The organism is Armatimonas sp., from assembly GCF_031410135.1.
In the GTDB taxonomy this organism is placed as follows: domain Bacteria; phylum Armatimonadota; class Armatimonadia; order Armatimonadales; family Armatimonadaceae; genus Armatimonas.
On the sequence record NZ_JANNYP010000203.1, the window covers coordinates 1 to 13772 of the forward strand.

At 59.3% G+C, this 13772-nt stretch carries 9 protein-coding genes; 5 read left to right on the forward strand and 4 right to left on the reverse strand.

Annotated elements, in window-relative coordinates; genetic code table 11:
• Positions 1 to 63: 63 nt before the first annotated feature.
• Positions 64 to 3390 carry a DEAD/DEAH box helicase family protein gene (locus RMO15_RS07305; RefSeq protein WP_309709892.1) on the forward strand — a complete coding sequence of 1109 codons (3327 nt, stop codon included), beginning with the start codon at positions 64 to 66 and terminating at the stop codon, positions 3388 to 3390.
• Between the two features lie 36 nt (positions 3391 to 3426).
• Positions 3427 to 4125 carry a hypothetical protein gene (locus RMO15_RS07310; protein WP_309709895.1) on the forward strand — a complete coding sequence of 233 codons (699 nt, stop codon included), beginning with the start codon at positions 3427 to 3429 and terminating at the stop codon, positions 4123 to 4125.
• Between the two features lie 41 nt (positions 4126 to 4166).
• On the opposite strand, the gene rfaE2 is transcribed toward RMO15_RS07310, so the two are convergent.
• The 4 genes from rfaE2 to RMO15_RS07330 are packed head-to-tail and all read right to left on the reverse strand — an operon-like array spanning position 4167 to position 8565.
• A complete protein-coding gene (rfaE2, locus tag RMO15_RS07315) occupies positions 4167 to 4634 on the reverse strand; it encodes a D-glycero-beta-D-manno-heptose 1-phosphate adenylyltransferase (RefSeq protein WP_309709898.1) in 468 nt (155 codons plus the stop codon).
• Between the two features lie 3 nt (positions 4635 to 4637).
• Complete coding sequence (locus RMO15_RS07320; protein ID WP_309709901.1) at positions 4638 to 5609, reverse strand: glycosyltransferase family 9 protein; 972 nt, start codon at positions 5607 to 5609, stop codon at positions 4638 to 4640.
• Entirely contained in the window at positions 5606 to 6595 is a 990-nt protein-coding gene (locus RMO15_RS07325; RefSeq protein ID WP_309709904.1) for a glycosyltransferase family 9 protein, read from the reverse strand. The genes RMO15_RS07320 and RMO15_RS07325 overlap by 4 nt, the downstream gene beginning before the upstream one ends.
• A gap of 2 nt (positions 6596 to 6597) precedes the next feature.
• The gene (locus RMO15_RS07330; RefSeq protein WP_309709906.1) at positions 6598 to 8565 is read right to left on the reverse strand and encodes a sialate O-acetylesterase; all 1968 of its coding nucleotides are present in this window, start codon (positions 8563 to 8565) and stop codon (positions 6598 to 6600) included.
• Between the two features lie 55 nt (positions 8566 to 8620).
• Here RMO15_RS07330 and RMO15_RS07335 point away from each other — a divergent pair, with 55 nt between their 5' ends.
• Genes RMO15_RS07335 through RMO15_RS07345 form a run of 3 tightly spaced genes read left to right on the forward strand, consistent with a single transcriptional unit; the run spans position 8621 to position 13652 of the window.
• Entirely contained in the window at positions 8621 to 12328 is a 3708-nt protein-coding gene (locus RMO15_RS07335; RefSeq protein WP_309709909.1) for a ThuA domain-containing protein, read from the forward strand.
• A gap of 6 nt (positions 12329 to 12334) precedes the next feature.
• Positions 12335 to 13021: a hypothetical protein gene (locus tag RMO15_RS07340; RefSeq protein WP_309709912.1), complete on the forward strand. Its 687-nt coding sequence runs from the start codon at positions 12335 to 12337 to the stop codon at positions 13019 to 13021.
• Positions 12999 to 13652, forward strand: a complete 654-nt coding sequence (locus RMO15_RS07345; RefSeq protein ID WP_309709915.1) for a hypothetical protein — start codon at positions 12999 to 13001, stop codon at positions 13650 to 13652. Before RMO15_RS07340 ends, RMO15_RS07345 begins: the two co-directional genes overlap by 23 nt.
• Positions 13653 to 13772: the final 120 nt, after the last annotated feature.

Here is a 13772-nt window from a genome sequence, read left to right on the forward strand (position 1 = left end):
CGCGTGCTCCGCACCGAGCACGAGTTTGCACGGCTCATGAACACCGTCGAGGAGATTAAGTAGATGGCAAAGCTCCCCGCGCCTAAGCTGGCGTTTCATCAGCGGCTAGTGCTCTTTGGGTGGCTCCTCTCTCTCTTCGGCAAGCACACGCTCGAAGAATTAGTCACGCATACCAAACTAGATGACCCTGACAAACAATACTTCAACCCCGACGGGACAAGTGGCTTTTATCACGCCCTCAAGCCCTGCTGGGACACCCATCACGAAACCCACCCTCTTCGCGAAGCCGGAGAGGGTCGCCGTCTCAGCGGCGGGGAGAGGCAAGAAGCCGGAGAGGGTCGCCGTCTCAACGGCGGGGAGAGGCAAAATAATGGCAGGGATCGCTTGCAAGCCTACGATGAAAATGTGGGGAGGCACTGGAACCAGATACGCAAAGTGCATCCACGGGGGGATACGCTTACTCTCACCTATTTTCAGTACCTGGCCTTGCTCTTCACAGAGATCGTCTTAGACCGCTGGTTCGCCGACACAGACAGCTTTTTGGCGGAGCTAAACGAGTACATCAATAAATGGAACATTGGCAAAGATGCCGGAAGCCAAGTGCTGCCCTACGAAGGAAAAGACTTTCGATTCAATAAGCTGGCATTCTGGATGGCAACCGGCTCAGGAAAAACCTTTCTGTTTCATGTCAATCTCCTTCAGTTCAAAGATTACTGGAAGCGCTATCGCCCCCACCAAAAAATTGACCACATTATCCTGCTCACCATCGGCGAGGATCTCTCCAAGCAGCACCTCAAAGACCTTGCCGACTCAGGGATAGATGCAGAGGTCTTTAAGCGCGGCGGAAACTTGCTCTCAGGAGAAACGGTCGAGGTACTAGAGTTTAGCAAGCTCAAAGACTCCAGCGGCACCGTGACAGTCTCGGTAGACGCGCTTAAAGGCAATAATCTGGTCTTTGTGGACGAAGGCCATAGAGGCTCCTCGGGTGACGTTCTCATGGGCTATCGAGATGCGCTTGTCGAAGGGAGCGGCTTCTGTTTTGAGTACAGCGCCACATTCGGGCAAGCCATGAGCGGGGCAATTAAGACCAAGCCCTCCTTTGTGCAGAGCTACTGCCGCGCCGTGGTAATGGACTACTCCTACCGCTACTTCCACGGCGACGGCTACGGCAAGGACTACGACATTCTCAATATCGCCACCGGGCTGGAGCAAGACCAGAAGGCGAAGCATCTCTATCTAACCGGGTGCGTTCTGACCTACTACCAGCAGCGCCGCTTCTACGCCGATACAGAAGCCTCCCCCGAGTTTGCACGCTACCGGCTTGAGACTCCGCTTTGGATTTTTGTAGGGGATACGGTCAATGCAGTCCGTAAAGAAGGCGGCAAAGATACCTCAGACATTGCAGAGATCCTCCTCTTTCTTGCCTGGTTCTTGCGTGATTCTGAGACCGCCAGTGCAAATCTTAATCGCTTGCTCAATGGCACCGATGGGCTAGTCACCACAGGCACCACCGCCGCCAGTATCTTTGCCAACCGCTTTGACTATGTCCGAGACAGCAAGCGCCGGGGCCGTGAGCTCTGGGTTGATATCTGCGCCACGGTCTTTAACAACCCCAATGGAGGAGCACTTAAAGTAGAGCCCAAGCGGGGAGACTTAGGCGAGCTAGGGCTCTGTGTGGGCGAGGCCGAGCACTTTGGCATGATCAGTGTGGGAGATGGCGACAAGCTCAAAGACTTACTCGAAGGCCATAGCGAGCTGGTGGTGCAAGTAAAAGACATCACCGTCAATCTCTTTGAGCGCATCGCCGAGAAAAACTCGCCGATCAATGTCCTTATTGGAGCGCAAAAATTCAACACCGGCTGGAACAGCCTGCGTGTCTCGGTAATGGGACTGCTCAATGTAGGCAAGGGCGAGGGCACCGAGATCATCCAGCTCTTTGGTCGCGGGGTGCGCCTCATGGGACTCGACGGTTGCTTGCGCCGCAGCCACTATGTCACCCGCACCGATGCCCCCCACCCCGAAAAACTTCCCATGCTAGAGACCCTTCATATCTTCGGCCTCAATGCAAACTACATGATGAAGTTTCAGGATGACCTCGCCCGTGGCGGCGTAATGACCGACACCACGCAAAAAATGGTCGAGGTACGTTTTCCTCCTATCATCGCGCCGCTTCCAACCAATCCCTACCTCAAAAACCTGCGCCTCAAAGACGGTGTAAACTTCCTCAAAGATGGCCCCATTGTTGCGCTTACCAAAGAGATTCCCGAAAGGCTTATCAAACTCCCGCTCTCGCTTGACTGGTACGCTCGCGTGGGGCGCAATGCAGGAACAGAGAATGCAGCAATTGCCAACCTTGGCGGCGCACAAGAGACAACGCTTAAAAAACAGCACATCGCCTGGCTCGATATCCCACTGCTTCTGCGTGACCTAGAGGACTACAAGCGCCTCAAAAACTATCACAAGCTCCTTCTGAGCACCAAGGCAATCACCTACCTTCTCACCGAGCGCAACGACTGGTACAAGCTCACTTGCCCCCCGCAAGTCCTAGAGTTTACTGACCTCACCTGTATCAGCGAGTGGCAGCGCATTGCCTACGCCCTCCTCTGCAAGCACCTAGACCGGCTCTGGGGAGTCTACCGCGATGAGTACGAGAAAACGCGCTTTGAGACCCGCAACCTAGACGAAACCGACCCCAACTTCCAGTTTACCTACGAACTCATCATCAAACCTGAGCAAACCGATGCTGTCAGCGTGGCAAAGACCATTGCAGACAAAGTCGCCGAAGGCAAGCCTACCCAGATTGCAGCAAACGGCTGGCAAGCCCAAGTTTTTAACAAGCACCTCTACTGGCCGCTTCTGCACTACCCCGGCGCAGGAGCTAGTATCAAGCCCGCCACGGTCGCCCTCAACGCCGACGAGCTAGAGTTTCTTAGTGACCTCCATACCTACATCGAAAAAGAAAAGAACGGCTTTCTTAAAGACAAGCAGCTCTATCTGCTTCGCAACCGCACCCGAGACGGTGGAATTGGCTTTTTCTCCAGCGATAACTTCCACCCTGACTTTATTCTCTGGATACTCGACCAGAGCACACAGTATGTCACCTTCCTAGACCCCAAAGGAATCCGCAACCTCGAAGGCGGATTAAACGGCCCTAAAGCCAGACTTTTTGAGTACCTAAGCGACACACTCTCAGCCGAGCTGAAAGACCCCACGCTTATCTTAAACTCTTTCTTGATCTCAAACACCAAAAAGCGCGAGCTAGAGTGGCTCCCGAAAAACGCACCTGATACACTATTTACCGAAGCCCACGTCTTGCTTCAAAAGGACAATGCCGACACGTATATCAGCGAGCTAATGCACGCTATCTTAGAAAGTAAAAACAAGACGTAAAAATTAAAAAACAACACAAAAGAAAGTAGAAACAACATGGAAGAACAGCAAGTTGTAGCGGAAGAAAAATCAGCCCTTCCAGAAAAAAAGCGGAAAAACTCAGAACAAGATCAGCGCATCCAGAACGACATCACGGAAGCCGCCGTTATGTTGCAAAACATCGAGAGCGACACCGAACTCAAGACACTCTTAAATGCAGCAGGCATAGATGACGACGAATGTGACACCGGAAAAGCACGGCAGGTCGCCTCTCAGGAAGGCTACAACGCTCGTCAAGATGCCATCGGAGCCGAAGAGAGTGCCACCAACACCCTTAAAACTCTCTGGCCCACCGTGGAAGCCGAGGCCGTAGACATTCGGGAAGTCCTCCGCGCTCGCTTCACGGGTAGCGGCGACCGACGGGCACTGGGAATTATGGGCAACCTCCCACAAGATCGGCAAAAAGCCATCACCGTCATGCGTGCCACCTACACCGAGTGTAAAAAAGCGCAGTACCAGACCATCCTAGGCAAGTCCGGCTACGATCCCGCTGCCCTCGACACGCGCCTAGACCACCTCACCGATGCCGAAAACACCATCGCCGCTGCACGAAAAGCCACCGCCGATGCCAAGCGCGCCACCGAGCAGCGCAACAGCGCCATCAAAGAGCTTCGCCAGTGGGTCAGCATGGTAAAGCGCATCGCCAAGCGCAGCCTCCGCACCCGCCCCGACCTCCTCGACAAGCTGGGCTTCTAATAAACTTCCCCGCCTGCTCTCTTTCCCCCGCTTGGCGGGGGCTAGGGGGCAGCGGTCAGTTTTTTAACGACGTTGGTGGTGGAGCGCCCCGGCACCAAGGAGAGGATCACCACGTCGCCGCCGTACTCGCGGACAATCGCCGTTTCAGGGAGGGCATCGGGCGAGGCGTAGTCGCCGCCTTTACAATGGAGAGTGGGTTTTACGGCGCGGATGAGCTCAATCGGCGTGTCCTCCTCGAAGACACAGACCGCGTCCACGCACTTGAGGCCCAGGAGTAGCTCCGCACGCTCGTCCTCAGGGTTGATCGGACGCTCTGGGCCTTTGCCTAGACGCCGCACACTAGCATCGGCGTTCACCCCTATAAAGAGCGCATCGCCGAGCGCCCGTGCCTGCTGCAAGTAGCGCAGGTGCCCGACGTGCAAGATATCAAAGACGCCGTTGGTAAAGACAACGGTCTTGCCTTCCGCCTTTAGTCGCGCCGCCTCGGCGGCAAACTCGTCGCGTGTCATGATTTACTTCATCCGCCTTTCGATTGTGTCCAGCACCCACTGGACGGGCATCTGGGTCATGCAGGCAATATCGCCGCGCTTACAAGAACGGGCTTGGCACGGGACGCAGCTGAGCTCGCGGTTGATGACCACCAGATCGCCGGGCCGCGTCGGGCCGGTGCGGTCGGGGTCGGCGGCACCCGAGAGGCAGACAATCGGAGCCTTTACCGCCGACGCGATGTGCAGCGGCCCGGTGTCACCCGTCACGACGCAAGACGCTTTCTCCAGTAGCGCGCCCAGCTCTTTCACGGTCAGCTTGCCTGCGACGTTCTCCACGGGCGCTTGTGTCTGCCCTACGATCTCCTGAGCAAGCACCATATCGCCAGGTCCGCCCAAGAGTAGAACCCGATGCCCTGTCGCATTAAGCCGCTCGATCAGCTGGGCAAAACGCTCTGGGGGCCAGCGGTTGATGTCTCGCGTCCCCGCCGGGTTGATCGCGATAAAGGGCGTGGTAATGTCCAGCTTCTGGGCCAGCGAGAGCCTCGCCTCATCAGGAACAAAGAAATCAAGCTGACGATCAGTGACCGTGATTCCCAGAGATAGAATTTCCTTGGCGAAGTCGTCAATGGCATGGCGCACCCGGCCCGTATCCGGCTGCTTGCGGCGATCTTTCTTAAAGACGATTGTTTGCTTGGGCTGCACTAGGGCTCCAAGAGTGATCGTCTTAACACTGGGTTGGAAGTTCAAAAAGAGATCGTAGCGCCCCTCGGCCTTGAGCGTCTTGAGAAAGCCGGGCAGACCCGCTCCCCAGTGCTTTTTACGGTCAAACGCCAGGATACGCGCCGCGTAGGGCACGCCTGTCACTGCCGCCTCCATGCCCGGCCCCACCACAAAGTCAACCTGGTCGGTCTGGTAGTGCGCCGCCAGCGCCCGTAGAGTCGGAGTCGCCAGCAGAATATCGCCCATCCCACCGAGTCGCACCACACAGATTCTCATACGAGTAGCCTCTCAACGGCATCCAAAACCATCTCGACGCTGATTCGAGCGAGGGCATCGGGGATTGTGCCGTGGCGTGGGAGGCGGCTCTCGGGAGGAGCTTCCTTTTCGACGGCATCCAGCACAATCGCAGGTGTAGCCCCCCAAGTAGGGCCGGTGCGTGCCGGGTCGGTGACGCCGTAGAGGCCGATGACAGGAGTTCCCACAGCGACGGCCAGGTGTAGCGGCCCGGTGTCCGCTCCGATCACCACAGAGCAGCGTGCGAGCGTGGCGGCCAGCTCCGTGAGGTTGGTCTTGCCCGCCAGCACCAGGCTGCCTGGAGTCGCCACTTTTTGCGCCGCATCCGCCTCGGCTCCCGGCCCTCCTAGCAAGACAGGGGTCATTCCACGCGCCTCTAGTGCTGTTGCCAGCGCCGTCCAGTGCTCCAGCGGCCAGGTCTTGTCCGGCGTGCTCGCCCCCACGATGCACCCAATCAGCGGGTGCTCCGTGGGCAATGTAGGGCCGTTTCCCTCCGCGAGATAGCTCTGCACGCGCGGCGCAAGCCTTGGAATCCCCAGCGCATCGCAGAAGCCCATCAGCTTCTCGACCTGGTGCGCCCGGTGCGTGCTGGCAACGCTTGCCTCCGTGAGAAAGACCCTATTGCCCTCGCGGTTTTTGTCTAAGCCGATGCGGCGCGGCGCGCCCGAGAGAAACGTCAGCAACCCGGAGACTAGCAAGCCTTGGGGATCAAGTGCCGTGTCAAAGTGCTCGCTCTTCAGCGCCTTACCAAATGCCAGAGTTGCAAAAAGGCTTTTCTCCTCCAAAACCATCACTTTGCTCAGGTGCGGATTGCCCAGCACAAGCGGTGCGAAGGCTTTTCGCACCGCCCACGCCAAATGGACATCTGGCCCCAGCCCTGCCCGGAGCGCCTCGATTAAAGGCAGTGTATGCACCACATCCCCCAGCGACGAGAGCTTGATGACCAAAACACGCGACGGCTTCGGCAAGGCTACTTGTCCGTCCGAAACGGGTCGGCGGGGAGCCCGCTCTTGCTCCAGAGGTTGGTGAGGACGAAGTTGCGGTAGCCGTAGCGGACGTAGCGTGGGACTTTGACCTTGCTGGAGGAAACCTCAACTTCGTTCTTGCCACGAATCTTGGCATCGGCGGGGTAGAAGACGCCATCACCGCTGGAGACTTCAAAACCGACAAGCTTTCCTGCGGGCAGTGGCTTCTCCGAGCAAATCCCTTCGCGCACTTCCAGGCCATCGCCAACATTATCGAAGCGGACGATCAGCTTATCAAAGCCCGCCAGGGTCTCCAAATAAGTGGGGCCGACGGCGTAGACATTCTGGCCGTAGGCGATCTTCTGGGCGAGAAACGCGAGCCGCTCCCCGACCGGGCCTTTGCGGTTCGGGTGGATGTCGGTCTCGTTGCCGATGTCGGAGATCACGGCAATCCCGCCGCCATTCACGGTCTTCATCGCAGCGGTCTGCGCCTCGCGCTGCTGGGCGTACTCGATGCGCTCCGAGCCGCCGTTGCCAAACGGGGCGAGCTGGGTGATGAAGAACGGGAAGCTGGCGGCGGCAAAGTCCTTCTGCCAGTTGGCGATCATGGCGGGCATCTGTTTTTGGTAGAGCTCGTGCCGCCCGACATTCGACTCGCCCTGATACCAGATCCCGCCCTTGACCGTGTAGTTCTTGAGCGGGTAGAGCATGGCGTTGTAGAGCACACTCGCGCCGTTGGGGTTCGCACCGGGCATCATGCCGGGGTTGGTGGGCACGGCCCTCTCGATCCGGTAGCCCCACTCTCCGGCCAGCGCGATAGTCCCCAGCTTCAGGTCGGCAGGGCTGCCCACAAAACCGCCGCCGCCGGAGCCATCGAAGACGCGCACGACGATTACATTGCGGCCTTTTTTGACCAGCTCACCCGGAACGGTGTAGTTGCGTGCAATCGTCCAAGAGTTAGGCGTCTCTGGCCCCATCGCACCGACTTTCTGGCCGTTGAAGAACGTCACATCATGGTCGTCAATCGCGCCCAGCGAGAGCTTCAGTGGCTTACCTGCCAGCTCTTCCGGGATCTCGACCTCTTTCTTGAACCAGACCGCGCCGTCTATTCCAAGCAGCTCCTCATTGCCTAAAGTGTCCCACTCACCGGGTGCGTTCACGGTTTTCCAGACATCGCCGCCCCCGCCACGCTCCCACCCCGTGGTCTTGTCCGAGCGGCCCGCGTCTAGCCCCACAGCCTGCGGCGAGCCCGCGGCCTTCCAGCGTGCCACTAAGCGCTCGTAGCGGGCCTTGGCCTCAGTGGCAACCACGGGAGTCGCGAACTCGCTGGCACTCATCCCCAGCCCGAGATTCACGTCTTTTGCCATCCACGCCTCAATGCGCGTCCCGCCCCACGACGTGTGCAGCATCCCGACCGGCACTCCGAGCGCCTTGCGGAGCTGCTTGGCGAAGTAGTAGCCCACCGCGGAGAAGCCCGCGCGGGTACTTGGTGCGGCGCTCTGCCAGCTTCCGCCCGCGACTTCCTCCTGTGGGGTTAGCTCGACGGCTTTCTGCACCGTGAACATGCGTAGCAGCGGGTCGGGTTCGCTCTCGATCTCCGGCTTAGCCTCAAACGAGGCAGCCAGGGGCCACTCCATGTTGCTCTGCCCCGAGCACACCCAGACCTCACCAAAGTAGACATCCTTAACCGTGAGCGTATTATTGCCCTTCACTTGCAGCACAAATGGCCCACCCGCACCCTGGGCTGGGAAGCTCACCAGCCACTTGCCATCCGCCCCTGCCGTCGCCTTGACCATCTTGCCCTTGAGGGTCAGTGTCACCGCTTCACCAGGGTCGGCGGTCCCGTAAAGTCGCACGGGCTGGTTGCGCTGGAGCACGCAGCCATCGGAGAGGAGCTTGGGAAGAGTCACATTGGCCGAGGCCGCACTGGCCCCCATCGCCAGAGTCGCCGCCACGAGAAGTTTACGTTTCATGTCCCTACCATTCGCGAGAGCAGGGTAAAATCCCTGCCACGCCGAACTAGTCTCCATGACAAAGATCGTCTTTCTGGCGGGCACGAAGAGCCATGGGCCGGGTGACCATGAGTACGAAAAGGGCATGCGGCTCTTTGCAAAGGCGCTGATACCGCTTGCTCAGACCGAGGTGCACCTCTACGGCTGGCCGGAAGACGAAAAGACGCTCGATGACGCGGACTGCATCGTGCTCTACGCCGATGGCTCTGATCACAACGAGCGCGACCATCCCCTGCTCCTCGGCAACCGCATGGACATCATCGAACGGCAGATGCAGCGGGGGTGCGGCTTGGTGACATTGCACTACGCCACTTTTTGCCCGCTCAAACACAGCCAGAAGTATCTTGCCTGGGTGGGCGGCCACTTTGACTACGAGTCGGGGAGCGGAGCAAACCACTGGGCCTCGGCGATCCAGCACTTCGAGTCCATGCCAAGCTTTGTAGAGCACCCAATCACCTCTGGGATTGCGCCGTTTACGGTGCGCGAGGAGTGGTACTACAAGATGCGGCTCAACCCCAAGACGATTCAGCCGCTGGTGCAAGTCACGCCGCCGGGGGAGACGCAGCCTGAAACGGTCGCTTGGTGCGTCAGCCGCCCCGACGATGGCCGTGGGTTCGCCTGCACGGGGGGACACTTGCACCAGAACTGGGCAACTCCCAGCTACCAGAGGCTTATCGCGCAAGGGATTTTATGGGCAGCCAAGGCGAGCGGCACGCCAAAATTTGTCGAGCTGTCCGATCCCCTCCGCGTGCAGATTCTCACCGGCAAGCACCACCCCGCGCACAACTGGCAGCAGACCACGCCCGCGCTGGCAGAGATTCTCGGCACCGACAAGCGCATCCAGACCACGATCTGTGAGAACCCCGAGGCGCTCGATCTCTCCCAAACCGATGTGCTGGTGCAGAATTACTGCAACTGGGAGAGCGCAAGCCTGAGTCAAGGCAAGCGCACACAGCTCTTGAACTATGTACGTAGCGGTGGCGGACTGGTTCTGATCCACTTTGCCAACGGAGCCTGGCGCGACTGGCCCGAGTACTTTGGCGGCCTTGCACGCCGGGTCTGGGTGGATGGAAAGGCCAACCACGATGCCTACGGTTTGTTTACCGTCAACGTGACGCAACAGATGCACCGGCTCACGGTGGGGCTTCCTGCAAGCTTCCCCACCACAGATGAGCTGTACTGCTCGCAAGTTGGGGAGCGTCCCGTGGAGCCACTCCTCACCGCACGCTCCAAGGTCACGGACAAGGACGAGCCGCTGGCCTTTGCCTACACCGAGGGCAAGGGGCGCATCTTCCAGACCCTCCTCGGCCACGATGCGGGAGCGCTACGTACGCCAGCCCATGCGGAGGTAATCCGCCGCGCGGTAGCCTGGGTCGGCGGGAGAGAGGTGCTGCCAACCTCTCCTCCCCCTGCCCCCTCCTCACCTAAAGGCAAGGAAGGGGTTCTTAGCCCCTTGCCTTTAGGTGAGGGGTTGGGGAGAGGTAGCGGCTACGAGGCCAAGGGTGATGCGCGGTGGCAGGAGCCACCGCTGACGGTCGCGTGCCGGGCGCGGCTGTTTTCTAAGAGCGGCTTCAATATTTTGGTTGCCAGTAGCCATAAAGACTCGCCACGCCACTGGGAGTTCTACACGGAGGCCGGGACGGGCAAGCTGGCGGTCTACCTGCCCGGTGCGGCTCCGACCAATGTTGTCGCCGATTCTGATATCTGCGATGGGAAGTGGCACGCCGTGCGCTTTGAGTACCTCCCCAGCAGCGTGACGCTCTTTGTGGACGAGAAACGGGTCACTGAGGCGCAGATTGGGATGGCGCATGTCACGGCGGCGGTCGGGCCGCTCTGGCTAGGGTGCTATCCGCCGCAAGGGCTGGGCTGTAACGGCCAGCTCGAAGACGTGCAGATTGCCAGCGGTGGGAAAGTGCTGGCACGGTTTACTTTTACGGGAAACGAGGGTTTGAAAAAAGTGGATGGACTATCAAGCACAAGCGATGCGGCGGCGTGGAAGCTGGAGCTGACCGGTAAGTGGCCGCAGGTGAACCCCAAGACCAGCGTAGACTGGCGCGAGTCGGGGAGCGATGCCGGACGGATGCGGCACGCCAAGCTCACGCAGATTAGTAAGAAGACCGTGAAGGGGCTGAAGCTGGCGTGGGAGTTTAAGACGGGCGATGCGGGCTCGGGCACCACGATTGAGTGTACGCCGATCGTGGTGGCGGGCGTGATGTACCTCACCACGGTGAAGCTGCGTATTGTCGCGCTGGAGGCGGCAACGGGCAAGCCGATCTGGAGCTACGATCCCAAGTCGGGCGGGGTGCACCGGGGGCTGACCTACTGGACCGACGGGAAAGCGACGCGGATTCTGGCCGCCCTCCCCGATGGCAAGCTCCTCTCGCTCGATGCCAAGACCGGAACGCCTGATGCCGCTTTTGGGAAAAACGGCATCGTCAATCTGCGCGATGGCTACAAACGCGATCTCTCCGGGCTGAACTATGGCTGCACGTCGGCGCTGGCGCTGTTTGAGAACACCGTGATCGTCCCCATCATCAACTCCGAGGGACAGCCCGGTGCCCCCGGCGATATTCGGGCCTTTGATGTACGCACCGGCAAGGAGGTCTGGCGCTTTCACACAGTTCCCGAGCCCGGTGAGTTTGGCAACGATACCTGGGCGGGTGAGTCCTGGCGCGAGCGCTCGGGAACCAATGCCTGGTCGGGCTACACGGTGGACACGAAAAACGCGATTGTCTTTGCGTCCACAGGCTCGGCGGCATCAGACTTCTACGGCGCGGATCGTCACGGGGCGAACCTCTTTGCCAACTGCCTCATCGCCCTCAATGCTCGCACAGGCAAGCGACTCTGGCACTTCCAGACGGTGCATCACGACATGTGGGACCACGACAACCCGTGCCCCCCAACTCTCTGCATCGTGAAGGGCAAGGAGTGTGTCGCGCTGCCCACCAAGACGGGCTTTGTCTATGTCTTTGAGCGCAAGACGGGCAAGTCTATGTTTCCGATTGTTGAGAAGGCCGCGCCGCCGTCGGATATTCCCGGAGAGAAAGCCTGGCCCACCCAGCCCATGCCGCTTGCCCCACCCCCACTCGTGCCCCAGATCATCACCGATGCCGACCTCACGGTTCCTGCCAATGGGCGACGCTATGGTGGCTGGCGTCAGCCGCCCAGCCTAGAGGGGACGCTCTGCACGCCGGGCTTTCACGGCGGTGCGAACTGGAGCGGCGCGTCGTACGATCCCGCAACCGGCTATCTCTTTGTCAATACCAACAACGTTCCCAGTGTCGTCCAGCTCAAGGCCAACGGGCGCGGCGGCTACGACTTCCAGGGCTACAACTGGCTCCGCGACAAAGACGGTCGCCCTGGTGTGAAACCACCATGGGGCAGCCTGACTGCGGTGGATCTCAACAAAGGCACCTTTGCGTGGCGCATCCCCCTCGGCCACTACCCCGACCTCGCGGACAAGACCACGGGCACGGAGAACTTCGGCGGCTCGATTGTCACGGCGGGCGGTCTGCTCTTTATCGCCTCCACCCGCGACGAACACCTACGGGCCTTCGACAAAGACACGGGCAAGCTCCTCTGGGAGCACAAGCTCCCCGCGGGTGGCTACGCCTGCCCCGCCACGTACTCGGTCAATGGCAAGCAGTATGTCGTGATTGCGGCAGGCGGCGGCGGCAAACTCGGTACCAAGTCCGGCGACAGCTACCTCGCATTCGCGCTGTAGTAAGCCATGCTCCAGCAAACACAAAGCCAGACACTTGAGGAGCTCACGGAACGTCTTCAGCGCGAAAACCAACGCGCAGAGTGGATAAAGTACAATCTAAAACTAGCCACCTGGGTGAGCTTCCTGATAATCACCTTCAGCTGGCAATATCTGGCGATTCGAGGCATTCACCCCGGCTGGTTCCTCCTTGTCCCCCCGTTCCTGCTTGGCCTTCGTCAGGAAGGATTTAGCCTAGCTCGTCGTCGGAAGGTTCTTGCCGAAGCCATTATCCCACTCGGAGAGTTTCAAGAACGGGCAGGGCTAGGAGCGCTTCTGCGTTTTCGACGTGCACTGGTCTTCACGACGGAGGAAGAATGCAAGCTCCAAGCACTGTGTGTAAATCCCCTCCACAAGCTGGTTCCTCGGGCAACCGTGGATGAGCTGGAGAGACTTGGGGCGGAGGAGCGCAAAGAGCTTGTCTCACTCCTCAAAATCACCCTTGGCCCACACTTTGTCCGCACCCGCCTAATGGGAGCCTCCAAAGAGCCAAGCGGGAAGAATATCGAGTTTGGGATCGCACTTTTCCTCGCCCTCACCACCGTGAAGGAGCTAGGTGGCGAAAAAAGCGCTCGGCTTGTCGTAAAGCGGTATGGCGATGAGCGTTTGCGCGAGGCAGCTCAGGAGTATCTAAATGCAACAGCAAGCATCCCTTGAAACCAGCCTCGTTACTCTGACGGTGACTATCAAGCGCCTCAACCAGCGCTTTCTCTCTGGCTTTGGGATATTTGCCTGCATGGCACTGTTGGTCGTCCTATCCCACGGCATCCTCCAGCTTCTTGGCTTGGTAGTCTGCCTTATCTTTGGCAACGCCCTGAGCGAGGTCTGGCGTGTGCGCCGCCACACGCTTGATGAGGCGGCAGCTCTCGTGGGGGCGACTACGGATCGACAAGCGGTCGCGTCCCTCCTCCTTCTGGATCGTACCTGCCGCCTAAACAGCCCCACAGACTACCACGTCCGGGCGCAGATCAACCATGCCCTTGTCCGGCTTCTTCCCCGCCTCACGGAGGAGGAACTCCATCAGCTTACCCCTGAGCAGCGGGCGGGGCTTGTACAGCTCACGCGGCTAGTTTTTACACACACTCTTCTCACGCGCCAGCTCTTTGTGCCGCCGCCCCAGTTTCCCACCCAGCGCCAAGTCGACTTTGGAGTGAGCTTGTTTCTCGTACTATCGAGCCTCAAACAGCCCGGTGCGGAAGCCACCGCACAGCTTGTCCTGACCCATTACTCCAATGAGCGTTTGCGCGAGGCAGCTCAGGAATACCTGAATACTCTCAATATGCCGTAAAAAACGCCGCCGGGGAGGACTCTCCCCGGCGGTGTTTTGATTTTTAAAATCCCCAAAACAAGTAGGTGTTACAGAGAACCCACGGGGCGTGGTGCGAGGGGTTGCTCCCCGAGTAGCCCG